The organism is Erwinia sp. INIA01 (assembly GCF_025947915.1).
Classification (GTDB): Bacteria; Pseudomonadota; Gammaproteobacteria; order Enterobacterales; family Enterobacteriaceae; genus Erwinia; species Erwinia coffeiphila.
On sequence record NZ_JAPDNC010000002.1, the window covers coordinates 420221 to 443433 of the forward strand.

The 23213-nt window shown below is 52.8% G+C and carries 22 protein-coding genes; 11 read left to right on the forward strand and 11 right to left on the reverse strand.

All coding sequences use genetic code 11. The features are described from left to right. Positions 1-149 precede the first annotated feature (149 nt). Entirely contained in the window at positions 150-410 is a 261-nt protein-coding gene (locus OMR58_RS03825) for a helix-turn-helix domain-containing protein (RefSeq protein ID WP_200560230.1), read from the reverse strand. A 114-nt stretch (positions 411-524) separates the two neighbouring features. Next, positions 525-782, reverse strand: coding sequence for a helix-turn-helix domain-containing protein (locus tag OMR58_RS03830; RefSeq protein ID WP_105592551.1), 258 nt, complete (start codon positions 780-782; stop codon positions 525-527). 121 nt (positions 783-903) lie between these two features. Between OMR58_RS03830 and OMR58_RS03835 the strand changes: the two genes are divergently transcribed. Continuing rightward, a complete protein-coding gene (locus OMR58_RS03835; RefSeq protein WP_264545308.1) occupies positions 904-1218 on the forward strand; it encodes a helix-turn-helix domain-containing protein in 315 nt (104 codons plus the stop codon). Between the two features lie 23 nt (positions 1219-1241). On the opposite strand, the gene ampH is transcribed toward OMR58_RS03835, so the two are convergent. Further along, on the reverse strand, positions 1242-2366 hold the full coding sequence (ampH, locus tag OMR58_RS03840; protein WP_444861298.1) for a D-alanyl-D-alanine-carboxypeptidase/endopeptidase AmpH: 1125 nt from the start codon (positions 2364-2366) through the stop codon (positions 1242-1244). Between the two features lie 362 nt (positions 2367-2728). Continuing rightward, positions 2729-5023 carry a phosphatidylglycerol--membrane-oligosaccharide glycerophosphotransferase gene (opgB, locus tag OMR58_RS03845; protein ID WP_264545424.1) on the reverse strand — a complete coding sequence of 765 codons (2295 nt, stop codon included), beginning with the start codon at positions 5021-5023 and terminating at the stop codon, positions 2729-2731. 812 nt (positions 5024-5835) lie between these two features. Between opgB and OMR58_RS03850 the strand changes: the two genes are divergently transcribed. Next, on the forward strand, positions 5836-6987 hold the full coding sequence (locus OMR58_RS03850; RefSeq protein WP_200560229.1) for a porin: 1152 nt from the start codon (positions 5836-5838) through the stop codon (positions 6985-6987). Between the two features lie 52 nt (positions 6988-7039). On the opposite strand, the gene OMR58_RS03855 is transcribed toward OMR58_RS03850, so the two are convergent. Then, positions 7040-7429, reverse strand: a complete 390-nt coding sequence (locus OMR58_RS03855; protein ID WP_105592547.1) for a tautomerase family protein — start codon at positions 7427-7429, stop codon at positions 7040-7042. 167 nt (positions 7430-7596) lie between these two features. Here OMR58_RS03855 and OMR58_RS03860 point away from each other — a divergent pair, with 167 nt between their 5' ends. The 5 genes from OMR58_RS03860 (at position 7597) to mug (ending at position 11774) form a co-directional block, all read left to right on the forward strand. Further along, complete coding sequence (locus OMR58_RS03860) at positions 7597-8517, forward strand: LysR family transcriptional regulator (RefSeq protein ID WP_264545309.1); 921 nt, start codon at positions 7597-7599, stop codon at positions 8515-8517. A gap of 156 nt (positions 8518-8673) precedes the next feature. Beyond that, positions 8674-9135, forward strand: coding sequence for a heme-degrading domain-containing protein (locus tag OMR58_RS03865; protein ID WP_200543499.1), 462 nt, complete (start codon positions 8674-8676; stop codon positions 9133-9135). A 61-nt stretch (positions 9136-9196) separates the two neighbouring features. Then, entirely contained in the window at positions 9197-10153 is a 957-nt protein-coding gene (locus tag OMR58_RS03870) for a WD40 repeat domain-containing protein (protein WP_264545310.1), read from the forward strand. Between the two features lie 13 nt (positions 10154-10166). Beyond that, a complete protein-coding gene (locus tag OMR58_RS03875; protein WP_200560225.1) occupies positions 10167-11201 on the forward strand; it encodes a tartrate dehydrogenase in 1035 nt (344 codons plus the stop codon). 54 nt (positions 11202-11255) lie between these two features. After that, positions 11256-11774 carry a G/U mismatch-specific DNA glycosylase gene (gene mug / locus OMR58_RS03880; protein WP_205065887.1) on the forward strand — a complete coding sequence of 173 codons (519 nt, stop codon included), beginning with the start codon at positions 11256-11258 and terminating at the stop codon, positions 11772-11774. A gap of 74 nt (positions 11775-11848) precedes the next feature. On the opposite strand, the gene rpoD is transcribed toward mug, so the two are convergent. The 3 genes from rpoD to rpsU form a co-directional block, all read right to left on the reverse strand. Then, positions 11849-13693 (reverse strand): RNA polymerase sigma factor RpoD, encoded by a 1845-nt coding sequence (gene rpoD / locus OMR58_RS03885; RefSeq protein ID WP_105592541.1) that lies wholly within the window; start codon positions 13691-13693, stop codon positions 11849-11851. A 252-nt stretch (positions 13694-13945) separates the two neighbouring features. Next, entirely contained in the window at positions 13946-15691 is a 1746-nt protein-coding gene (gene dnaG, locus OMR58_RS03890) for a DNA primase (RefSeq protein ID WP_105592540.1), read from the reverse strand. A gap of 143 nt (positions 15692-15834) precedes the next feature. Next, positions 15835-16050 carry a 30S ribosomal protein S21 gene (gene rpsU / locus OMR58_RS03895; protein ID WP_001144069.1) on the reverse strand — a complete coding sequence of 72 codons (216 nt, stop codon included), beginning with the start codon at positions 16048-16050 and terminating at the stop codon, positions 15835-15837. Between the two features lie 308 nt (positions 16051-16358). Between rpsU and tsaD the strand changes: the two genes are divergently transcribed. Continuing rightward, positions 16359-17372: a tRNA (adenosine(37)-N6)-threonylcarbamoyltransferase complex transferase subunit TsaD gene (tsaD, locus tag OMR58_RS03900; RefSeq protein ID WP_200543506.1), complete on the forward strand. Its 1014-nt coding sequence runs from the start codon at positions 16359-16361 to the stop codon at positions 17370-17372. Between the two features lie 45 nt (positions 17373-17417). Here tsaD and plsY read toward each other — a convergent pair whose 3' ends face one another. Continuing rightward, the gene (gene plsY, locus OMR58_RS03905) at positions 17418-18038 is read right to left on the reverse strand and encodes a glycerol-3-phosphate 1-O-acyltransferase PlsY (protein ID WP_105592538.1); all 621 of its coding nucleotides are present in this window, start codon (positions 18036-18038) and stop codon (positions 17418-17420) included. Positions 18039-18145: 107 nt separating this feature from the next. Between plsY and folB the strand changes: the two genes are divergently transcribed. Together folB and bacA are read left to right on the forward strand one after the other, a co-directional pair. Beyond that, positions 18146-18505 carry a bifunctional dihydroneopterin aldolase/7,8-dihydroneopterin epimerase gene (folB, locus tag OMR58_RS03910; protein ID WP_105592537.1) on the forward strand — a complete coding sequence of 120 codons (360 nt, stop codon included), beginning with the start codon at positions 18146-18148 and terminating at the stop codon, positions 18503-18505. A gap of 161 nt (positions 18506-18666) precedes the next feature. After that, complete coding sequence (gene bacA / locus OMR58_RS03915) at positions 18667-19488, forward strand: undecaprenyl-diphosphate phosphatase (RefSeq protein WP_200560223.1); 822 nt, start codon at positions 18667-18669, stop codon at positions 19486-19488. A gap of 31 nt (positions 19489-19519) precedes the next feature. On the opposite strand, the gene OMR58_RS03920 is transcribed toward bacA, so the two are convergent. Both OMR58_RS03920 and OMR58_RS03925 read right to left on the reverse strand, forming a co-directional pair. Further along, positions 19520-20740 carry a multifunctional CCA addition/repair protein gene (locus OMR58_RS03920; RefSeq protein WP_264545311.1) on the reverse strand — a complete coding sequence of 407 codons (1221 nt, stop codon included), beginning with the start codon at positions 20738-20740 and terminating at the stop codon, positions 19520-19522. Between the two features lie 149 nt (positions 20741-20889). Continuing rightward, positions 20890-21510, reverse strand: coding sequence for a TIGR04211 family SH3 domain-containing protein (locus tag OMR58_RS03925; protein ID WP_105592534.1), 621 nt, complete (start codon positions 21508-21510; stop codon positions 20890-20892). A gap of 307 nt (positions 21511-21817) precedes the next feature. On the opposite strand from OMR58_RS03925, the gene OMR58_RS03930 reads away from it, so the two are divergent. Next, a complete protein-coding gene (locus OMR58_RS03930) occupies positions 21818-23122 on the forward strand; it encodes a CYTH domain-containing protein (RefSeq protein WP_264545312.1) in 1305 nt (434 codons plus the stop codon). Positions 23123-23213: the final 91 nt, after the last annotated feature.

Below are 23213 nucleotides of genomic sequence, written 5' to 3' on the forward strand. Positions count from 1 at the left end.
TTCAAAGAGGTAGAAGGCTGTCAAATAACCGTAATTCCGCGATCGAGTCAACCGTTCGTCCATATGATAAAAAAGAACAACTTATAGCCGGATGATGTAAGGGGCGCGTGAGAGGCTATCTGATGTGGTTTTCGTGGTAGGCGGGTGCTTTAGTTTGAGCCGTTATGGTGCTCATACCAGTGCTCTATGATGTCGGCCAGTTCATCTTCCTGTGTGTAGAAATAGCATGCGGGCACGTGCAGAATGGCTGCCAGGCGGCAAACCAGTTCAAAATCGGGTGTATGAATACCGCGCTCGTATTGGTTCATTCGGGTACTGGCGGTGGCTTCGTCAATTCCGGCTAAAATCCCCAGCTTCTGCTGCGATATCTTCATCCTTGTTCGCGCTTGTTTTAAACGTTGTGGCAGCATGTCGATCCTGACTTCTGAACAGATAACAGGATTCTCTTAGCCGCTCGAATAAAATGTACTAAGTAGAACTTAGTCTAATCGACTGGGGGCGTAACAGGGAATGCGTTTTAGCTTTTAGTGTGATTTATGCTGCGAGTACCAGGCCAGCACCAGTCTGGCAAGTTCATCTTCTACCGTATAAAAATAGCAGGATGGCACGTCCAGGATAACGGCCAGACGGCATACCAGTTCAAAATCAGGCACGTGAATACCCCGTTCGTACTGGTTCATACGGGCACTGGCTGTGGCCTCGTCAATTTGCGCTAAAACGCCCAGTTTTTGCTGCGATAGCCCTTTTCTCAGGCGAGCCTCTTTTAAACGATGTGCCAGCATAATAATCCCGGTATTGAAACAATTAACGGGATTCTCTTAGTTGCTAATGCAAATTGTACTAAGTAATACTTAGTGTTAGATTGAGCATAAAACAGGAACTCACCGACACGCAGAGGATGCTATGGCGAAAAGACAGGATATGCACAGTGCAGATATTATTGCTGCGATTAAAAAACGTAAAAATTCACTAGCGGCACTTTCGCGTGAGGTAGGGCTGAGTTCGGGGACGCTGGCGAACGCACTGAAAAAACCCTGGCCAAAAGGTGAGTTTATTATTGCCGCCGCGTTGGATATGCACCCATCGGAAATCTGGCCGAGTCGTTATTATGATAAGCGCGGGCGTCTGCTACCGCGTGAGAAGCTTATCCGCCGCACACAGGGTGATGTTGCAGCGGATGGTTCAGCATTAACTGAAGAAGGGGGGGATGCAGAATGAAATGCATACCGAACGTAGCGCAATCAGTTTGCCATAATGCTGGCGGCCAGCTGAGCGCTGCCTGACGTGTTACCAATCATCTCGGTAAGCAGGTTATTGACGCCATCACTCATTGGCGTGAAGCGGGTTTCATTCGAGCGGGCGACAACAATAAATACACCTACGCTGTACTGTGGCACCATCGCCATATAGGTAATAAAGCCGCCACCTCCACCGGTTTTTTCAATGATCCCCGGCCTGCCTTCGCGCGGAGCCATGTAAACCCATCCCATACCGAGTGCATCTGCACGACCGGGGACATCCATTCCCTCTACTTTAGTGAGCTGGCTACGCTGGTAAATCATCGTTTGTAGCCGGTCAACATGTGCGCTACGCGCCTGTACATCGGATGACAGGAACTGCTGCATCCAGCGACCCATATCATCCGGTGTGGAATAAACCCCACCGCTGCCAATCGCAGCCAGTGAGTTATTGCACGGGCTAGGGCTTTTCGCCGGGATAATCAGGCGTGCGCACTGGTCCGGTGAGGGGGTGAAGGTGGTGTCTTTCATCCCCAGAGGGCGGGTCACTTTTTCCTGCAGCAGGGTCGGATAGGGTTTACCTCCGGCTTTTGCCAGGGCGTCACCCAATAAATCAAAGGCTAAATTAGAGTAAGAAGCAACCTGACCGGGAGCTGACTTTAGCTGCGCGGTGCGCAGCCATGCCCAGCGCTGGCTGTTAGTAGGCCAGGTAAACACCGGCCGCATCGCTTTACCACCGGGTTGCTCACGGGGCAGGCCGCTGGTGTGCGTCGCAAGGTTAATCAGGCGGATGGGCTGCCCGTTCCAGGCCGGTACACGGGCACCGGCAGGGGCGTATTTACTAAGAGGATCGTCCAGCTTGAGCCGACCTTCTTCCGCCAGTTTGACCATCAGTTCGCTACTCATCAGCTTACTTAGCGAAGCAATACGAACCAGTGAATCTTTTGCCGGTGGCTGTTTGCTTCCGGGGCGCACTACGCCGCGGCTGGCGAAGATACGCTGGTTGGCATCAATGGCGACAATCGCCATCCCGCTGGCTTTGGTGTTATAGAAAATATTATCAGCGTAGCGATTAACCAGTTCGGAGGCCAGCAGCGGATCGGGCGTTTTCTGCGCCTGGCTTTGCATTGGCAGAGCAAGCACAGGTAAAAATATCAGGGCGTAGCGCAAAGATTTCAACGGGAAGGCTTTCCTGTGAGTGAATGGTTACTACGCCATAGTAATTTTTCTGTTTTTTACTGCAAGCCCTTCATGTGAATAAAAGTGTCACGACAGGTATCGAATGGAATCAATAGCGGGCAGGTGTTTCATTCTGGTAGAAAATAAAGCGCGGCAAATTAACAACGGTTTCGAAATAACCCCCGCGAAGGCATAAAGATACCGCCAATAGTACAAGCCGGGCGTTTGGTTAGCAGAATCCGGGTTAGCCGAAATTCTATATTTATCATTCGATAAAAGGACAAGCGCCCCCGATGAAGGGGGCGGGTTGTTTACTGCTGTGGCGATACTTGCAGGTCGATAAGTCCGATGCCCAGCCGACGGGCAGCAAAACCATCAACGGTACCCAGCGTTGACTCGGCCGGTTCTGGAGGGACCAGGATGATACTGCGTGCACCTGAAGGATTGCTAACCTGTAACGTCAGCGTAGTATCGCTTTCGCCCAAAGAGATCTCCTGCTGCCAGTTACCCACCTTAACGACGACCGGGCGTAATGCGTTGTTGCCAAAGGCGCGCGCCGTCAGCTTCAGCTGGAACGCTTCAGGCAGCGGTTCCAGGTACTGTATGGTCACTTCCGGTAGCAGATTCGCATCAGACCAGCGGCCCCATGGCTCAATGTAGGACATACCGGTGATTTTCAGTACCTGCTGCGGTAGCCCGGGCAGGTTAAACAGAATGCGGTCCGAGCGATATTTTAAATCGGCATCGGCGATTCGCAGGCGGGTTACGCTGCGCTGATACTGTTCGTCACTGCTGCTGTTGGTTGGGGTAAAGGTGATTTTCCCCAATGTACTGCCCGGTTTGAGCTGTTCAATATGTGGTTTCGCATTCAGCGTGCCGTTGGCAACGCATAGCCCGTTATTCAGCGTCAGGGATTCGTCCCATACGCTGCCGATTTTGTAACAGCGATCGGCCCAGACAAATTTTTCATCAGGGGCAAATCTCGCCAGCTGCTGTTTCAGAGGCGTTGCCAGATAGGCATCAAGCTTGGGTTCAATCTTGTTTGGCATTACCGATAAAAGCAGCGGCAGCTTAAAGTGGGAGCCGGAGAAACTGAATGTATTATTGTTGCTGTCTATTTTGTAATCCGAAATCGTTTTCGGGAAGTTCCACAACTTAATCACGTCGGGCTTCCACTCGTTGATCTTTTCTTTGATATTCAGATAAGTGGCAGAAAGTGACGTGGATGAAAGCGAACTGCGCCCCAGACCGATAAAGTTATCGCCGCCCATGGCATCCAGTACGGTCGCACCGTTATCCAGCGTACTGCGTTTGGCCGTGATAACTTTGCTGCTGACGTTGTCGCCGCGCAGCATAAAGAACAGGTCGCGACGATCGTGCTGGTTCAGGTACTTAAAGGCGGTGTTGTTCATCGCCAGGTGATCGGAACCGACAACGATAATGGTATTTTTGAAGTACGGTGTTGCACGTATTCTTTCAATCAGACGGGCAATATGTTCCTGGCCGCAGGCGACGGCAGCAAAAGACTTATTCTCTTTTCCATCAAATGGATAGGACTTTCTCTGACAGCTGCGGGAGATGAATCCATCTGGATGATGGGTATCTACGGTGAGTGCGAACAGCGAGAAAGGCTGATTTTTCTTCGCCAGTTCCAGATACTTATCAAAGACGATATCGAGCACGGTATCGTCGTACCAGCCCCAGTCGTTACGATAGTTCTGATCTTTCACCATGCTTTTCAATTCATTGAAACCATAAATATGGTCGAAGCCGTGGGAGGTGAAGAACAGATCTTTACCGGCAAAGCTCAGGCTGGCTCCCTGATAGAAATAGTTCTGATAACCGGACGCTTTAAGGATGTCACCCAGGCAGACGTTTTGCGGATAGAAGGTGGAAAGTGAGCTGGACGCGTTGCCATCAAAAGGAGCAAACAGCGGGATGCCGCATTGTGAGGCGACAATGCCGGCAATCGTATATTCGGTCCCGGGCAGCTGTTCCGTGTTGCTGAAATCGAGTGAGTCCGCTTTGATCTGATTCAACTCCGGAGCCAGGCCGGGAAACGCTTTATCATCAAAGTAGGTGCGTTCCAGGCTCTCCGCGTAGATGTAAACCAGATTTGGGCGATCGCCGCGCAGGTTCTTCCCCGGCACCTTGTAGTGACTGTAAAAGTCGGAATCCCCTTTTGCGACCTGTGATTTGATCAGATCGCTAACCTGCTGGTACGCCGGTGTTGTTTTAATGGATGCCGCAGCGAGCACCAGCGCCAGCAGGCTATACAATTTGCTGTAATTATGGTTTTTACGCAGACGTAAAACCCAGGATAAAAACAGGAATAGCAATAATAACCCGACGATCAGGCCAGCAGCGGGCATAATATATTTTTGTAATCCTGCGCCACTCAGACTGCTGGTTATTGTATAGATAACCGCATCGTTAATTCCTTCACCGGTAAAGTAGTTACTGGCAAAAAGTGAAGCATTTAGAATGATATAGATGCCGAGCAGCGCCAGCACGGCAGAAAACCACAGCTTATGTTGCCCCCCCTTCCAGGTGTAGAGAGCAGCAGAAGCGACAAACAATATTAAAGATAACCATTCTGAAACCATTGGATCGATTTTACCCTGTGTGTGACGCAATCCCTGTCAGGTAGCGGCGAGATGAAATGATTCGAGTTAACGAATTAATTTAACGCAGCGAATTATCTCTGGCAATAAATGGGGGGGACAGCGAAATGTGGGTGTCGGGGCCATTCAAGCCTGTCCGTTTAGGTTTTGTTTAACTTTCCCGAGAGTAAACGTAACTAATGTTAAGCAAAGCCGGTTTAACTCAGCTTGCAATGGCAGGGATATAAAACTCTTTTATATCATTAATTTATTTCTTCGTTATCTGCCATGTACTATCACAGTGTTGATGAGAGAATGCATACGGTGAGCGATTGGGTAAATATTGCTAATCTTTCTTTTCATCCTGCAATAATTACAAAACTCAGATGCGGCTCACATTCTTAATGGCTGTTTGGCACTTCTCTTTCGTTTGCGGGTAGGCGTCACATCAGCCTGTTATGATGGGAAAAGACCCACGTGAAGGAAGGGGGGACGGTCGTAATGGCGAACCCCATCTCATTCTTTACCCTGACGGCCAGGGCGATAACTTTCCGGTGTTTTGCGCGACGACAAGTGAATTTCTGCGTTATGCAGTATGATTTTTAAGCGAACAAATAATGCTATTGTTTAACTAGTATATAGGGAGTAAGCACAAAATGATTAATTGCGATTGTTTTGAAATATATTGAAAACAAATATTGGTTATTTACTAAGAGAAAAAGCACAAAATAATAAGGTTGGTGTGTTTTATATTAGTTTTTCCAGTGTAATATTTTGTTCAATATTTATTTTCCAATATTACACAGGAATACAAGATGTTAATTAAAACACGTAAGCTTGCTCAGGCAGTGGCGCTGGGACTGATTGTGGGCAGTGCTTCTTTCGCAGCCAATGCTGAAATTACCCTTTTGAAACAAGATCCTCAGGCAGGCGATCCGCTTAGCCGCCTGAACTTTACCGTGGGCGGCAGCATTCGACCACAGTTCAACAATATGACCGGCGATGGTGATAAAGGTTCATATAAAAGAAACGGTTTTGATGGCGGTACGCGTTTCCGTTTCGCGGCAGATTATTATCTGTTCGATGATATTAGCTGGATCAGCTATTACGAACTGGGTGTGAATATTCCGGCGCTGTTCGACTGGGATAACCATCATGCCGAAGGTGCAAATAACACTTCACGTCGTATGCTATATACCGGTCTTAAAAGCGCAACCTGGGGTCAGTTGACCTTTGGTCAGCAGAACAGCGTCTACTACGATGTTGTCGGCGCTAAAACCGATATCTGGGATTACGATATGCTGGGCCAGGCACCGGGCAACGGGATTAACGGCGATTATGACGGCTCTTACCGTAGCCGTAAGATGCTGAAATACAAAAATACCCTAGGCAATACCGACTTTTACGCTTCCTATCTGTTCTCCGACAATGAATACCTGCCGGGTAATGGCCTGCGTTACAAACGTCAGGGCGGCGGCTCGCTGGGTGTGGACTACCACATCACAAAAGATCTGACCTGGGGTACGGCATGGAACTATACACGCGCTGAAATGCGCAATCCTGGCAACGGCGATGATAAATCCTACGATCAAAATATCTTCGGTACGGCACTGAGCTGGACGCCGGATAACTGGACCTTCACCGCCGGCGGTGGCTGGTATGATAATTTCCTGACCACCAAGCAGGCTAACGTTCACAACTACTTTGCCGGTGATGCGTGGGGTATCGAATATCTGGCAGGTTATACCATTCCGGTACAGCAGTACGGGCTGAAATCAGTGATGCCGTATGTGATGGGTGACCGTCTGGAGTACGTCACTGGCCGCAACTACAAGCGTATCGACAACGGTCTGGGTGTTACCTTCAAGCTGGATTACGGCTTCCGTGTTGACTACGAGCACGTCTTTACCTCAAGCACCGACAATCTGGGTGATATGAACCTGGTGCGCCTGCGCTACGACTTCTGATTTAACTGTGCTCCCCGACGGCTGTCGGGGAGCGTTTTAATCTGAATACGTCTTACAGTTCGCCGGTCAGGTACTGTGCCACGCCGTTACCGAAACTCCAGTCACCTTTCTCATTAGTGATAAAGGTAATCATCACATCTGAAGGCAGGATACCGCAGCTCTCTTTAAACTCGCGGCACAGCTCCGCCATAAAGAACTGCTTCTGCTCGCTGCTGCGCGGGCTGGTAAATACCCGCACCATCACCAGATTATCGGTTCGCTGTAAACCCAGACCGGTATCTTCAAATACCATCTGGTAACCTTTGTTTTCGTGAACAATCTGGTAGCGATCGCGCTCCGGTACTTTAAATGCTGCCAGCACTGCACGGTGCGCGGCATCAAGCAGCGTTTTCAGCTCTGACTCGGAACGGCCCTGAATAACATCAAATTGCAGTAATGGCATAATAACCTCGACACTCTCTATTGCTGGTTTTATTGGGCCGGTTTGCTGTGCTTTTATGGAAAGCTGTCAGCCCCTCCTGCTCGTCTCTGGTGATAAATTTACCCATAAACTCCGTTGGGAAAAAGCGCTATACTTGAATTGATTATTTACTATAGTGAACAATGTCGATGAAAGAACTGAAGACCGATGCGCTCTGGACGCATCTGCACTGGCTGACGGTGCTGGCCGAGCAGGGGAGTTTTACCGCCGCGGCTGATCGGCTGGAAGTCAGTAAGGCGGCGATGTCGCAGAAGATTAAAGAGCTTGAGCAGCTGGCGGGTGTGCCGCTGGTAACGCGAACCACGCGCAGCGTACGATTGACCAGCGCGGGTGAAAAGCTGGTTGACGATTTGCGAGCGCCGTTTGCCCAGATCGAACAGAGTTTTTTCAGCGTGCGTGATTCTGCCGGACCGCTGCGTGGTCTGGTTCGGGTCACTGCACCGGTGGCATTTGCCCGCCAGCAGCTGGTGCCGCATATCACCGTATTTCTCCGCCAGCATCCGCAGGTCAGGGTACAGCTGGAGGTCTCTGACCGGCTGGTTTCTCTTGCCAGTGAAGGTTTTGATCTGGCTATTCGCCACAGTAACACCCTGCCGGAAACCCACGTCGCACTGCCGCTGTGTACGACCCGTGCGCTGGTCGTGGCATCACCGGACTATCTGGCACGCTACGGTACACCGGAGACGCCGTCGTCACTGAGCGAGCATCAGTGCCTGTATTATCCACGCGGCGTGGAACCTCCCCGCTGGAGCTTTCAGCCTCTTTCCGGTGGTGAAAGGTTGGCAGTTAACGTCAGCGGCCCGTTTGCCACCAATAACAGCGAATCGATCCGCGATGCGGCGCTGGAAGGGTTGGGGATCGCACTGCTGCCGGATTTCAGTGCGCAAGCAGCATTAAAGGAGGGGAAGCTGATTCAACTGCTGCCAGAGTGGCAAACCGTCGGGGCTTTTGCCGACATGCTTTATGTTGTGCGCCCGTGGTCGGCCCAGGTGCCGCGCGCGGTAAGTGGCTTTATCCACTGGCTGCGTGAGGCATTTTCTGCCGGGTGAGCGCTTCACTATCAAGAAGGGCATGATTGCCCTTTGTTACAGGAAATAGTTGATCTGCTTCTCAAATAAAATATTTATTTCCTTTTGTGATTTATTGGAAAAATAACTTCATTTATCCTGCAAGCCTGATTTCGTCAAACTTGCCGGAGATGTTTTATGTCAGCCATTCCCAGCCTTGAAACGCTGTTACAGCAGGAAGCCACCGTTCGCGTTAGCCAGTTTGATTTTGATACCGCATGGAAAATTGGCTCGCTAATCCGTGAGCGTGCCGTCAGTGAGAAGATGCCGGTCGCCATTGAAGTGTTCGCGTTTGGACAGGTGTTGTTCAGCACCTCGCTGAGCGGTTCGAGCGCGGAAAACCTTGAGTGGATTGCACGTAAGCGCCATACCGTCCTGCGCAATGCCCACTCCTCGCTCTACACCCAGGAGCTGAATAAGTCACAGGGCACGCCGATGTCCGAGATGAACTACATGGACCCTGAGCGTTACACCGACAGCGGCGGCAGCTTCCCGATCTTGTTGGGTAACGGCGGCGTGATTGGCACGGTCACCGTCAGCGGTTTGCCTTCTCATGAAGATCATGCGCTGGCCGTCTGGGCCATCCAGCAGGTGCTCTGAACCCTCATCGTGTAGCCGGATGAACTACCCTTATAGTGTGATAAAACTAAGGGGTATCTGTATGCCGCTAACCGATCGCCAGTTTGGCCTGATTGCCGTTGATAAGCAGGGCAGCAATGTCCTGTTTATCAATCCGCAGACCTTTGCCGTAGAGCGCGAGCTTAACGCTTTTCCACCCCGTCCTCATGAGTTGCTGATCCTGCCCAAACAGCGCAAGGCCTGGGTGCCGATCTACGGTGATGGCATCCACGGCGATAACCCCCATCCTGGTCATAAAATCGCGGTTATCGATCTGGCATCTCGTGAGCTGACGGGATTTATCGATATCAGTCCGCTGGAGTCGCCGCATACCGGGCGGTTGGGTAGTGATGGTTACGTCTATATGTGTTGTGAAAATAGCGCGACGATTCTGATACTCGATCCGGAAAGTGAACGGATGATCGGTCATATTCCGCTGACTTCATACAACAGCCACCGACTGACTATTTTGCCGTCCGGGCGTAAATTATTTACCGATAATGAAGAGGATGCGACGATTACCGTCGTCGGACTGGCTAACGGCAGAGGTGAGGTGCTGGATAATATTCTGATGCCGGGGCCCATCAGCGGTATTGCCGCCTCGCCGCTCTATCCTTATTTGGTCGCTACCGATGCGCGGCGACCGCTGCTCTATGTGGTTGATGCGCAGAGCCATCGTATTCGGCAGCATCTGCCGCTGAACGGCCACAATAAAGCAGCACAAATTACCCGCTTCAGCGAAGATGGTTCCCTGCTGGTGGTCATTGGCGATAGCGAGCCCGTTATCAGCCTGTATGATGCCACCCTGAATCCACTCGGGCAGATTGCCGTCGGCCATAAACCCATGGATGGCTGCTTCAGCCCGGACAACAGCCAGCTGCTCATCGCAAACGAAGATGACGGTACGCTGAGCGTGATCGATCTGGCCAGCAGGCAGGTGATTGCCACGCCGTCGGTCGGCCGCGGCTGTGAAGTGCTGAGCTATTTTGCCCTGAATTAACCTAAGGAGAGTCATGAAAAGCTATCAAGTGGCGTTGATCCCCGGAGACGGTATCGGCGTGGATGTGACTGATGCAGCCTGGCAGGTACTGGAACACAGCGCGGCTAAGTTTGATTTTTCCCTCAGCGGTGAGCGCTTCCCGTGGTCCTGTGAGTACTATCTTGAGCACGGTGAGATGATGCCGAAAGACGGCATCGATAAGCTGCGCCAGTTCGATGCCGTACTGCTGGGTGCCGTAGGCTGGCCGGAAAAAGTGCCTGATAGCGTGTCATTACATGGCCTGCTGTTGCCCATCCGCAAGCAGTTCGATCTGTTTGCCAATGTCCGCCCCCACCGCCTGCTGCCCGGTGTAGAAGGCCCGTTGCGTAGAGGTGATTTCGATATCCTCTGCATTCGTGAAAATACCGAAGGCGAGTACAGCGGGGCTGGTGGTCGCATTCACCAGGGAACGGCGGATGAGGTTGCGGTTGAAACCTCTATTTTCACCCGGCGTGGCGTTGAACGCATCCTGCGTTTCGGATTTGAGGCGGCGCGCAAGCGCAGCAAGCGTCTGGCATCGGTGACCAAATCCAACGCGCAGAAGTTCACCATGGTGATGTGGGATGAAGTTACTGAGGAGATCGCGAAGGAATATCCTGACGTCAGCGTAACCCGTTATCATATTGACGCCATTGCAGCCCGCATGGTGATGAACCCGGAAACTCTGGATGTCATTGTTGCCTCCAATCTGTTCGGCGATATTCTGACCGATTTAGGGGCGGCGATTCAGGGCGGACTGGGCTATGCTGCTTCAGCCAACCTTAATCCGAATCCGGGTGTACCCTCGATGTTCGAACCGGTACACGGTTCCGCTCCGGATATTGCCGGTCAGGGGATCGCCAATCCGATTGCGGCGATCTGGTCTGCGGCGCTGATGCTGGAGCATCTGGGTGAAACCAAGGCGGCTGATGCTATTCTGCATGCCGTTGAAGCGGTTACCGCAGAAGCAAAAGTGAACGGTGGGTTAACAACGGCGGAAATCACCGCAGCGGTGATCGCCGCTATCTGATTTCAATCCGGGCCTCTTAAATCAGGAGGCCCGTCTGAAAGGAGCCTTTGCAGTATGGAAGCGCACGGTATTACCGATATTATTCAGCCCGGCCTGCGGGTGTTGTTCTGTGGTATCAACCCCGGAAAATCTTCAGCTCATACCGGCTTTCACTTTGCCCATCCCGGTAACCGATTCTGGAAAACTATCTTTCAGGCAGGATTTACCCTGAGCCAGCTCAAACCCGAACAGGAACAGCGGCTGCTGGAAACCGGCTGCGGCATTACTATGCTGGTGGAGCGTCCGACCGTACTGGCCAGCGAGCTTGCAGGCAACGAACTGCGTGACGGCGGGCTGGCGCTGAGGGAAAAAATCGAACGCTATCGACCGGCGGCGCTGGCCGTTTTGGGAAAACAGGCCTATCAGCAGGCCTTTCGCCGCAGCAAAGTGGAGTGGGGCAGGCAGCCGGAGTTAATCGGTGATACGGAGGTCTGGGTTCTGCCTAATCCCAGCGGGCTGAATCGTGCTTCACAGGAAGAAATGAGCGCAGCCTATGCGGCTCTGGAGCAGGCGCTGACGGCGCGCGGCGTTTGAGCGTTTAAAAAGAGAAAAGCCCCACTAAAAAAAATGGCCCCGTAAAGGGGCCATTCTGTTACGCGATGCTTCGATTAATCATCGAGGAAGCTGCGCAGCACTTCGGAGCGGCTTGGGTGACGCAGCTTGCGCAGCGCCTTCGCTTCGATCTGACGGATACGCTCACGCGTTACGTCAAACTGCTTGCCCACTTCTTCCAGCGTGTGGTCGGTATTCATATCAATACCAAAACGCATACGCAGAACTTTCGCTTCGCGGGCCGTCAGGCCTGCCAGCACGTCGTGGGTGGCAGAACGCAGGCTCTCAGAGGTGGCAGAGTCCAGCGGCAGCTCCAGCGTGGTATCTTCGATAAAATCACCCAGATGCGAATCTTCATCATCACCAATTGGCGTCTCCATGGAGATTGGCTCTTTGGCAATTTTCAGCACCTTGCGGATTTTATCTTCCGGCATCAGCATACGCTCAGCCAGTTCTTCCGGCGTCGGCTCACGTCCCATTTCCTGCAGCATCTGACGGGAGATACGGTTGAGCTTGTTAATTGTCTCAATCATATGCACCGGGATACGGATGGTACGCGCCTGGTCAGCGATAGAACGGGTAATCGCCTGACGAATCCACCATGTCGCATAAGTCGAGAACTTATAACCACGACGGTATTCAAACTTATCTACCGCTTTCATCAGGCCGATGTTACCTTCCTGAATCAGGTCGAGGAACTGCAGACCACGGTTGGTGTATTTCTTCGCGATAGAGATAACCAGACGCAGGTTAGCCTCAACCATCTCTTTTTTCGCACGGCGGGCTTTCGCTTCACCGATAGACATACGACGGTTGATATCTTTTACCTGCTCGATAGTCAGACCGGTTTCTTCTTCAATCTGTTGCAGCTTTTGCAGACTGCGATAGACATCTTCAGAAACGTCGTTCAGCTTCTCTGACCACGGTTTGTTCATCGCCAGTGCGGCTTTGAACCAGGTTTCGCTGGTTTCATTACCGGTGAACAGAGTGATGAAGTTTTTCTTCGGCATCTTACACAGTTCAACACACAGCTTCATGATCAGACGTTCTTGAGTACGAACGCGGTCCATCATGGTACGCATGTTGTTAACCAGGTAGTCGAACTGCTTCGGTACCAGGCGGAACTGCTTGAACACGTCGGAAAGGTTCTGAATTTCAGCGATAGCATCAGCGTGGCTGCGGCTCTTCGCTTTAATCACAGTGCGAGTGGCTTCATACTGCACGCGCAGATCGTTAAACTTCTCACGGGCCAGTTCAGGGTCGATGCTGTTGTCATCTTCCGAACTGTCGTCGTCAGACTCTTCGTCTTCATCTTCGTCGTCATCACGCTCTTCTTCAGAGAGTTCAGAACCGACGTGCGTTGCCGTTGGGGCCAGATCTTCTTCAGCATTTGGATCGACAAAGCCGATAATCAGATCGGACAGGCGTGCTTCACCTGCTTCTACGCGATCGTACTGTTCCAGCAGATAGGTAATGGCTTCAGGATATTCCGCGACGGAGCACTGAACCTGGTTGATACCATCTTCAATGCGTTTTGCGATATCGATCTCGCCTTCGCGCGTTAACAGCTCAACGGTACCCATTTCGCGCATGTACATACGCACCGGGTCGGTTGTACGACCGATTTCAGATTCAACGCTGGATAAGACCTGAGCGGCGGCTTCCGCAGCGTCTTCATCGGTGTCGGTGCTGTTTTCGTTCAGCATCAGATCATCGGCATCGGGTGCTTCTTCTACCACCTGGATGCCCATGTCGTTGATCATCTGGATGATGTCTTCGATCTGATCGGAGTCGACGATATCTTCCGGCAGATGGTCATTGACCTCGGCATAGGTCAGATAGCCTTGCTCCTTACCACGGGTGACAAGAAGTTTCAGCTGTGACTGCGGGTTTTGCTCCATAAGACGGTATCCACACTTCTGTTAAATTAGATTGGTGTCGGTCGGCTAACATGCCAACAATAACAGTGAGGGCGTTTGGATTATTGCCGCTGCCCATCGTGGCGGCTGTCAGGGTCAACCTGACGGATAATCGGCACCTAAGCCGCTGAGATCTCGTTTCGAAGCTCGCGCTTCTGAATTCTGTCGTTTAAGGGGATGAGCAATAAAAATGTCACCCGCTGTCAATAATCTGTAGTGTAGCCAATATGGCTTTTACTGCTTTTTCAGCGCCTGGCTTAGCGCCCATAATTCGCGGCGCTCTTCGGCATTCAGCCCGTGAGTGCGGTCGCGGGCGATGAGCTCTTCAAGCCGACGCTCAAGTGCGGCATCGTACATGCTGGCCAGCGCATCCTGAAACATGGTGTCGACTTCGTCATCAACAATCATATGGTTCCAGGTTGCCAGCGTTTCAAGGCTCTGGCTAAATTTTGTTCCGCGATATAACTCTAGTAGCTGTCCGGTGGTCAGGCCAGGGTGAGCAACGCAAGTACTCACTAATTCTACAAAGAGCGGGAATCCTGCGACCTCTGATTGCTCCAGTCCTTCAAGGGAAGGGACCATGGCACCCAGATGCGGATTCTGCACCAGCAGCCCAATAAGTATACGCATGGTTGTGCGTTTTAGCTGGGGCTGCGCGGGCTGTATAGCATTTTCGGCCTTACCGGGCATCAGTTTCTCAAGCTGGCTGTCGTCAAGAATGCCCAACTTATTGCCCAGCTCCTGGCGCAAATAGATGCGCAGCGTTTCACCTGGCACCTGGCTTATCAGCGGCAGCGCAAGGGTACTGAGCTGGGCACGGCCATCAGGAGAACGTAGATCAACCTGCGGCATCAGCGTATCAAACAGAAACCCTGACAGCGGCATGGCCTGCTCCATCCGGGCCTCAAACGCTTCTTTGCCCTCTTTACGAATCAGCGTATCCGGGTCTTCACCGTCGGGCAGAAACATAAAGCGTAGCTGACGCCCGTCGTTCATGTAAGGCAGAGCCGTTTCCAGTGCGCGCCAGGCGGCTTCACGCCCCGCCCGGTCACCGTCGTAGCAGCAAATGACCGTATCGGTGGTGCGGAACAACAGCTGTATATGCTCTGCCGTGGTTGAGGTTCCCAGTGACGCAACGGCGTAATCCACGCCAAACTGCGCCAGGGCAACCACATCCATATAACCTTCAACAACCAGCAGTTTCGCCGGTTCAGGATGATTCTTTTGCGCTTCATACAGACCGTAAAGCTGACGGCCTTTATGGAAAATATCGGTTTCCGGTGAGTTCAGATACTTCGGCATCCCGTCGCCAAGTACGCGGCCACCGAAGCCAATCACCCGTCCACGCTTGTCGTGGATGGGGAACATCACGCGTTCACGAAAGCGGTCGTAGCTGCGACCCTGATCGTTAGTGACCAGCATTCCGGCATCGATCAGCGTTTGCTTATCATCCGGATTACGGCCAAAACGCTTTAAGGCGTTGTCCCAACCCGCAGGAGCAAAGCCGATAGAAAAGTGCTGTATAACATCATCGCTCAACCCGCGCTGTGCCAGATAATCACGTGCGCCAGCGGCCTGGTTTTGAGACAGCGACTGCTGATAGAAATCCCGCAGGCCGGTCATCAGCTGATAAAGACTTTGACGCTGGTGGCGCTCAAGCTGACTGGGGCCAGAACCGCTTTCGTACGGCACTTCCAGGCCATAGGCCGTCGCCAGTTCTTCAATGCTTTCGACAAACTCCAGACGGTCGTAATTCATCAGGAAGTCGATGGCGTTACCGTGCGCGCCACAGCCAAAACAGTGATAAAACTGCTTTTCGCCGTTTACGGTGAAGGAGGGGGTTTTCTCATTATGAAAAGGACAGCATGCGTGATAATTTTTACCCTGCTTTTTTAGCTTAACGCGAGCATCGATAAGATCCACGATGTCCGTGCGGGCCAATAAGTCATTGATAAAAACACGCGGAATGCGTCCAGCCATAAATCCCCTTCGAATGCTGCCCTGAGAATAATCCGTTATTCACTTATGGCTATAAACGAGAACAAGCCGCGCATTCCTTTCGGAAAGCACGGCCTGATAACTACTAACTTGTCTGTGAAACGTGAGGGCGAACCCTCAGGAAATTAGTACAGACGAGTGCGGCGTGCGTTTTCGCGAGCCAGTTTCTTCGCGTGGCGTTTTACTGCAGACGCTTTAGCGCGCTTACGTTCGGTAGTAGGTTTTTCATAAAACTCACGACGACGAACTTCAGCCAGAACGCCTGCTTTCTCGCAAGAACGCTTGAAGCGACGCAGTGCTACGTCAAATGGCTCGTTTTCACGTACTTTAATTACCGGCATGTAACTCTCACCTCGGATAAATTCGGTTTTGCCGCTGGCATCAGTGCCAGCTCATTTCAAAATGGTGCGGAATTTTACTCCAACACAGGCTGCGTTGTAAAGCACCATAGCATAAAGTAACCAACAGATGCGCCTGTGCGGCTGCCGGCTTTTTTCAGGGGGCAGATTATACATCAAACAGGCATCGGCGGTGGGAAAAAATTCACCTTTTGCACAACAGTTAACCACAGGAAGGTTAAAATTGCCGCCGTTAAAAGCCCGCTCGTGCTACACTGCGCGCCGCAAGAATTGAGGTAAAAAAGACAGCCATGCGTGTTCTCGGAATTGAAACATCCTGCGATGAAACCGGCATTGCCATTTACGACGATGCTGCGGGTTTGCTCGCTAATCAACTTTACAGCCAGGTCAAACTGCACGCTGACTACGGCGGCGTGGTGCCTGAACTGGCTTCGCGCGACCACGTGCGTAAAACCGTTCCACTGATCCAGGCCGCGCTGCGTGAAGCCGGGCTACAGGCGCAGGATATCGACGCCGTTGCCTATACCGCGGGTCCGGGACTGGTTGGTGCGCTGCTGGTGGGAGCAACCATTGGCCGTTCGCTGGCCTTCGCGTGGGATGTTCCGGCAATCGCCGTGCATCACATGGAAGGGCACCTGTTAGCGCCGATGCTGGAAGATAATCCGCCGGAATTCCCGTTTGTTGCACTGCTGGTTTCCGGTGGTCACACCCAGCTTATCAGCGTCACCGGTATCGGCGAATATACGCTGATGGGTGAATCGATTGACGATGCCGCCGGTGAAGCCTTTGATAAAACCGCTAAGCTGCTGGGGTTGGATTATCCCGGCGGGCCGATGCTGTCGAAAATGGCGCAGCAGGGCGTAGAAAAACGTTTTGTTTTCCCGCGACCGATGACCGATCGCCCGGGGCTGGACTTCAGCTTCTCCGGCCTGAAAACCTTCGCGGCCAACACTATCCGGGATAATGACGACAGCGATCAGACCCGTGCCGATATTGCGCGTGCGTTTGAAGATGCGGTGGTGGATACACTGGCGATAAAATGCCGCCGTGCGCTGGATGAAAGCGGGTTTAAGCGTCTGGTGATTGCCGGCGGCGTGAGCGCTAACCGTACGCTGCGCAGCAAACTGGCGGAAATGATGCAAAAACGCGGCGGCGAAGTGTTTTACGCCCGGCCTGAGTTTTGTACCGACAACGGCGCGATGATCGCCTATGCGGGCATGGTGCGCCTTAAAGGCGGTACTTACGCCGGGCTGAACGTGACCGTGCGCCCTCGCTGGCCGCTGGCGGAACTGCCGGCGATTTAAGCCTGACCGCCTGAAATCGCTGTATTTCAGGCTGGCTATTCAACATTACGGCTGGGGTTTATCCTGGCCGTTTTTCTTTTTCTTCTTCCAGATTTTATTTTCCTGGCCGCGCCACAGGCGCTGGATATTGTCATGATGCCGCAGCAGGATCAGGCAGGAGAGCATGGCGACCGGGAAGGTGAACTGTGGTTTGAACCACCAGACATAAAACGGCGCAATCAGTGCGCTGATAATCGCCCCCAATGACGAATATCCACTGAGCAGTACGGTCAGCAGCCAGGTGCCGGTCATCAGGCCGGTCAAATCCCAGCCGATGGGAGCAATGGCACCGAATGCCGTCGCCACGCCTTTGCCGCCTTTGAAATGGAAGAAAACGGGGTAGATATGGCCGAGGCAGGCCGCAATCGCGGTCAGGCCAAGGTAGAGCGGCGTAATGCCCTGACTGTAGGCCAGCCAGACCGGCAGCATACCTTTGAGAACATCAAAAACCAGTACCGTCGCCGCCGCAGCTTTCCCGCCTAATCGCAGTACGTTGGTTGCACCCGGGTTGCCCGATCCATTTTGGCGTGGGTCCGGCAATCCGAACAGTCGGCAGACCAAAATCGCGCTGGAGATGGAGCCACACAGATACGCGAAAAGGATCATGCCAAGCGCGAATACACTCATAACACCGTTCCGTCTTGTTGGGGTCGTTTTGTTGTTAACATCCGTGGATAATACGCATAAACCGCCGGGGATGGTATCCGGCAACCACAAAAACAGAGAGCCGTATCATGGATATCGTATTTATTGATCAATTGTCCGTTATCACCACCATCGGCGTTTACGACTGGGAACAGACCATTCAGCAGAAGCTGGTGTTCGATGTCGAAATGGCGTGGGATAACCGTAAAGCTGCCGCCAGCGACGATGTGAATGACTGTCTGAGCTATGCCGATGTATCAGAAGCGATTATTGCCCACGTACAGAATGGAAAATTTGCGCTGGTTGAGCGCGTAGCGGAAGAGATAGCCACACTCCTGCTGAACCAGTTCGCCTCGCCCTGGGTGCGCATTAAGGTCAGCAAACCCGGTGCCGTTGCGCAGGCACGCCAGGTTGGCGTGATTATCGAACGCGGTAATATTCCGAAATAAATTCAATGTGATTGCCATCACAATGAAACCAAATCACAGTAAGGTTTGTCTTAAGTTGCGGCTTAGGGGTGATCCTGAATTTTTACTGTAAATTCAGGGCTGATTGGCGGAAGCGTTAGCGACCGCCTTTTTCATGATTTTAAAGGGCGAAAGGTATTTTGATGGCAGATATTCATCAGCTATGGGTTGCAGCGATACTAGGGATAGTTGAGGGGTTAACGGAGTTTCTCCCCGTGTCATCTACCGGGCATATGATCATCGTGGGTCATCTGCTGGGGTTTGAGGGAGAGAAGGCGGAAACCTTCGAAGTTGTTATCCAACTAGGTTCGATTCTTGCCGTAGTGGTGATGTTCTGGCGTCGTTTGTTCGGCCTGATCGGTATTAACTTCGGTGAAGTTAAGCATGAAGGCACCGGCACCGGGCATTTAACGCTGATCCACATCCTGTTGGGTATGGTCCCGGCGGTGGTTATCGGTCTGCTGCTGCACGACAAAATTAAAACCCTGTTTAACCCGGTTAACGTGATGTATGCGCTGGTGGTCGGTGGTGTCCTGCTGATTGCTGCCGAACTGCTGAAGCCGAAACAGCCGAAAGCGGTAGGCGTGGATGATATCACCTATCGTCAGGCGTTTATTATCGGCTGCTTCCAGTGCCTGGCGCTGTGGCCCGGCTTTTCCCGTTCGGGGGCGACCATCTCCGGCGGAATGCTGATGGGCGTAAGCCGCTATGCTGCATCGGAATTCTCATTCCTGCTGGCGGTGCCGATGATGATGGGTGCCACCGCGCTGGACCTCTATAAGAGCATGGGCTTCCTGAGCGTCGCCGATGTGCCGATGTTTGCGGTGGGCTTTGTGACCGCCTTTATCGTGGCGCTGATTGCTATCAAGAGCTTCCTGCATATCATCAAACGGATTTCGTTTATCCCGTTTGCGATCTACCGCTTTATTATCGCCGCTGCCGTTTATGCGGTGTTTGTGCTGTAAGTGATACCAGGGGCGGATCGCCGATCCGCCCTTACTGCACCTGCCAGACCTCCAGCGCCGCAATGCGCCTGCGTGTCAGTTCTTCCCTCACCGCTGCACCTTTAAACCCGGCCGCGACCACATCGCGCGTAGGCACTTCTGACACAATTCTGAAGGCTTCTCGCAGATACGTTCCCTGTGGATAGGGGTTATTTTCGAACCCGCTACGCCCACGCGCATCGGCTTCGCTGGTCAATGCAATCTGCTCAACGCGGTGCGGCTTACGCCAGGCGTCGAGCCTGTCGAACAGGTTAACCAGCGTGGCGGCAGAATGATTTTGGATCGTGTGAACGAGATCGTGAAATTCGGTAACCAGCAACGCCAGATCGCGAACGTGATTCGGCACGCGCAGGCGTTCGCACAGCGCGGCAACCAGCGGTACGCCAGCCAGCCCGTGGCCGTGGTGGCTGGGCCATTTTTCCGGCGACGTCAGGGCCTTGCCGACATCGTGGAACAGCGTAGCGAAGCGCACATCCAGCTCCGGGCTGAGATGTGCTGCCATCGCCAGCGTCATCAGCGAGTGAACGCCGCTGTCGATTTCCGGATGCCATTTCGCCGGGGCGGGCACGCCGTAAAGATTGTTCAGCTCGGGGAACAACACGGCGAGCGCACCGCAGTCGCGCAGCACCTGGAAAAACACCTGTGGATTACGGGTCAGCAGCGCGCTTTCGGTCTCTTTCCACACGCGTTCCGCCGTCAGATGATTCAACTCGCCGCTGTGCGCCATAGAACGCATCAGCTCAAGCGTTTCATCAGCGATGCGGAAGTTAAGATGGGCGAAGCGCGCGGCAAACCGTGCGACGCGCAGCACACGCAAAGGATCTTCATTAAACGCGGCGGAAACATGGCGAAGAATGCGTTGCTCAATGTCCGCACGACCGTTGTAAGGGTCGTAGTACTGGCCGTCATCATCGCGCGCAATGGCATTGATGGTCAGATCGCGGCGCGCCAGATCCTGCTCCAGCGTTACGTCGGGTGCGGAATAGCAGACAAATCCGGTATAGCCATTGCCTGATTTACGTTCGGTACGCGCCAGCGCATATTCCTGATGATTTTCGGGATGCAGAAAAACCGGGAAATCACGCCCTACCTGGGAATAGCCCAGCTCAAGCATCTGCTCGGGCGTGGCGCCAACCACCACCCAGTCTTTATCTTTCAGCGGCAAATTCAGCAGTCCGTCGCGGACCGCGCCACCGACAAGGTATGTTTTCACTGCACATCTCCAGAATAAAACGTCAGGTCAGAGGAAAAGCATTTTTTTATAGTAAGCAGTAATACTACAACATCCGTCAGGGATGATGCCAAATTGCAGGTACGCCAAAGGGGGCATCCACGGATGCCCTCCAACCAAACTGAAAACCTTTAGTTCATCCAGCGGTCGTTTTTCTTCCTGCGCGGCAGCATATGCGGCAACAGCAGACCGAGCAGCAGGCCGAAGCCGGCAACGCCGCCGCCGTACATAAACCACTGCATAATGATGGTGCGTTGCTTATCATCCAGCTGGACGTTGGCGGCATCCACCTTCTTACTGGCGACCACCAGCTGATTCTTTAACTGCTGGTTTTCTTCTTTCAGGCTGTTGATCGCATCGTCACTGCCGGCCACTTTTTTCTGCATTTCTGCCGTGCGCTCATTCCAGCTGCCGTCAATATTCGCCAGTTTGGCGGTCAGGTCTTTAACCTGCTGCTCCAGCTCCGGCACGCGTGAACGCAGGCTGGGCTGTTCACTGAGCTGACTCAGCGGTATCCAGGTTGTTCTGCCCTGCGCATCACGGATCTGTCCGTATTTACTGTTCTCATTAGACTGCAGCAGGGTGACTTCTTCCCCGGCGTTCAGCGTGCCGATCAGGCGATAATCATTGCCGGGACCGCTGCGAACCCAGGTGGAGAGTTCATCGGAAATGTAACGTTTTTCTTCAGCATGCACGTTAGCGACGGCGCTAAAAGCCAGAAAAGTCAGGCCAATAAAGTGAGTTTTTTTCATTCGAACTCTTTTTGCATAAGTACTGGGCGAAAGTAATAGCACAGTCTGGAGCGGCCTCGCAGAAAGCTGAATGAGAACTGTCCTGATCTCAGGCGACATGGGAGGCAACGCGCGAAAGCGTAATAAAGCAGAGACATCCCTGCTGCTTGTGCATTACTCTTCTTGGTATCTCAGGTGCGATGATCCGCAAGTTGCCCTGCTTTTTTGCAGCGGCTGAATCAGCTCTTTCTGCGCTATCGGGAAATTTGCGGTTATTATCAAACACTACCACCATTTACCGTGCCGGTAATCATTTAGATAAGACATTATGACCATCGAAATCGAGCTAAAGTTCATTACCACCGCCGATGCTGCGACAAAACTCGCCAGCCAGCTGGCTCTCTGGCCCCATGAACACACCCCCGGGCAGAAGCTGAGCAACATCTATTTTGAAACGGCCAACGGCCAGCTGCGCAGCTGGGACATGGGTCTGCGCATTCGCGGATTTGGTGACAGTTTCGAAATGACGCTGAAAACTGCCGGACAGACGATTGGTGGTCTTCACCAGCGACCGGAGTACAACGTCGCACTCAATGAACCGGTGCTGGATATTCATCAGCTTCCTGCCGACGTCTGGCCAGAAGGTACCGATCTTGATGCTCTGCAGCAGCAGCTAAACCCGTTGTTCAGCACTCATTTCGTCCGTGAGAAGTGGGTGGTGACCTATGGTGAAAGCGAAATAGAAGTGGCTTTCGATCTGGGAGAGGTGAGCGCCGGAGAACTGAGCGAGCCGCTGCATGAAATAGAGCTGGAGTTGAAAAACGGTAATCGCGACGATCTTCTGGCATTTGCCGCCGAACTGGCAAAAATGGGTGGCCTGCGTCTGGGAAGCCTGAGTAAAGCGGCGCGCGGCTATGCGCTAGCGAAAGGCAACCCACCTCGTAAGTTGCGTCCGGTTCCGCTACTCAAGGTCAAGCCGAAGGCGACGGTAGAGCAGGGGATGCAGGCGGCTTTCCTGCTGGCGCTCAGCCAGTGGCAGTACCATGAAGAGCTGTGGCTGCGCGGCAATGCTGACGCGCTCGGGGAAATCCAGGAGGCGCTGGAAACGCTGCGTCAGGCATTTTCTCTGTACGGTGCGCTGGTGCCGCGCAAGGCCAGTAGCGAGCTGCGTCAGCACCTGACCGAGCTGGAAGCGGCGCTGCTGGAAGACGATCTGGATGCCCTGTCCGTGTGCTTTAGCACGCTGTGGCTGGAAACGCAGCTGGCGCTGACCATCTGGATTGCAACGGTGCGTTGGCGCGATTTTATCGACTCGAAAACCGATGCCAAGCTACAGGGATCCTTCAAGCGTTTCAGCGATATCATGCTGGGGCGTATTTCCGCCGATCTGAAAGAGACTTTTGGCCAGGTCAATCAGTTGAATGAATACCAGGATAAGCTGACACGCCTCCATCGTCAGCAGCTTGCCGTGCATCTGCTGGCCGGTAGCTATGACGATGCAGCGGTAAGTGAGTGGCTGGGTCACTGGCAGCTACTGCGCCAGGCGATCATCGATCGGCAGGATGTGTGGCTGGATGGTCATCGCCGACAGGCGCTGAAACAGCCGGTATTCTGGAAAAATGGTAACGCCTGAGCCGTTAGATACGCTTATTTTCTATATCCGTTGATCGAGTGTTGCAGGATGGCAGCCAACGCCCCTGGAGCCTGAGAATCAGGGGTGATTA

Excerpts from the sequence above, each read along its gene's own strand:
- OMR58_RS03825 (WP_200560230.1), bottom strand. The coding sequence starts at position 410 with ATGCTGCCACAACGTTTAAAACAAGCGCGAACAAGGATGAAGATATCG.
- OMR58_RS03830 (WP_105592551.1), bottom strand. The coding sequence starts at position 782 with ATGCTGGCACATCGTTTAAAAGAGGCTCGCCTGAGAAAAGGGCTATCG.
- OMR58_RS03835 (WP_264545308.1), top strand. The coding sequence starts at position 904 with ATGGCGAAAAGACAGGATATGCACAGTGCAGATATTATTGCTGCGATT.
- ampH (WP_444861298.1), bottom strand. The coding sequence starts at position 2,366 with ATGCAAAGCCAGGCGCAGAAAACGCCCGATCCGCTGCTGGCCTCCGAA.
- opgB (WP_264545424.1), bottom strand. The coding sequence starts at position 5,023 with ATGGTTTCAGAATGGTTATCTTTAATATTGTTTGTCGCTTCTGCTGCT.
- OMR58_RS03850 (WP_200560229.1), top strand. The coding sequence starts at position 5,836 with ATGTTAATTAAAACACGTAAGCTTGCTCAGGCAGTGGCGCTGGGACTG.
- OMR58_RS03855 (WP_105592547.1), bottom strand. The coding sequence starts at position 7,429 with ATGCCATTACTGCAATTTGATGTTATTCAGGGCCGTTCCGAGTCAGAG.
- OMR58_RS03860 (WP_264545309.1), top strand. The coding sequence starts at position 7,597 with ATGAAAGAACTGAAGACCGATGCGCTCTGGACGCATCTGCACTGGCTG.
- OMR58_RS03865 (WP_200543499.1), top strand. The coding sequence starts at position 8,674 with ATGTCAGCCATTCCCAGCCTTGAAACGCTGTTACAGCAGGAAGCCACC.
- OMR58_RS03870 (WP_264545310.1), top strand. The coding sequence starts at position 9,197 with ATGCCGCTAACCGATCGCCAGTTTGGCCTGATTGCCGTTGATAAGCAG.
- OMR58_RS03875 (WP_200560225.1), top strand. The coding sequence starts at position 10,167 with ATGAAAAGCTATCAAGTGGCGTTGATCCCCGGAGACGGTATCGGCGTG.
- mug (WP_205065887.1), top strand. The coding sequence starts at position 11,256 with ATGGAAGCGCACGGTATTACCGATATTATTCAGCCCGGCCTGCGGGTG.
- rpoD (WP_105592541.1), bottom strand. The coding sequence starts at position 13,693 with ATGGAGCAAAACCCGCAGTCACAGCTGAAACTTCTTGTCACCCGTGGT.
- dnaG (WP_105592540.1), bottom strand. The coding sequence starts at position 15,691 with ATGGCTGGACGCATTCCGCGTGTTTTTATCAATGACTTATTGGCCCGC.
- rpsU (WP_001144069.1), bottom strand. The coding sequence starts at position 16,050 with ATGCCGGTAATTAAAGTACGTGAAAACGAGCCATTTGACGTAGCACTG.
- tsaD (WP_200543506.1), top strand. The coding sequence starts at position 16,359 with ATGCGTGTTCTCGGAATTGAAACATCCTGCGATGAAACCGGCATTGCC.
- plsY (WP_105592538.1), bottom strand. The coding sequence starts at position 18,038 with ATGAGTGTATTCGCGCTTGGCATGATCCTTTTCGCGTATCTGTGTGGC.
- folB (WP_105592537.1), top strand. The coding sequence starts at position 18,146 with ATGGATATCGTATTTATTGATCAATTGTCCGTTATCACCACCATCGGC.
- bacA (WP_200560223.1), top strand. The coding sequence starts at position 18,667 with ATGGCAGATATTCATCAGCTATGGGTTGCAGCGATACTAGGGATAGTT.
- OMR58_RS03925 (WP_105592534.1), bottom strand. The coding sequence starts at position 21,510 with ATGAAAAAAACTCACTTTATTGGCCTGACTTTTCTGGCTTTTAGCGCC.
- OMR58_RS03930 (WP_264545312.1), top strand. The coding sequence starts at position 21,818 with ATGACCATCGAAATCGAGCTAAAGTTCATTACCACCGCCGATGCTGCG.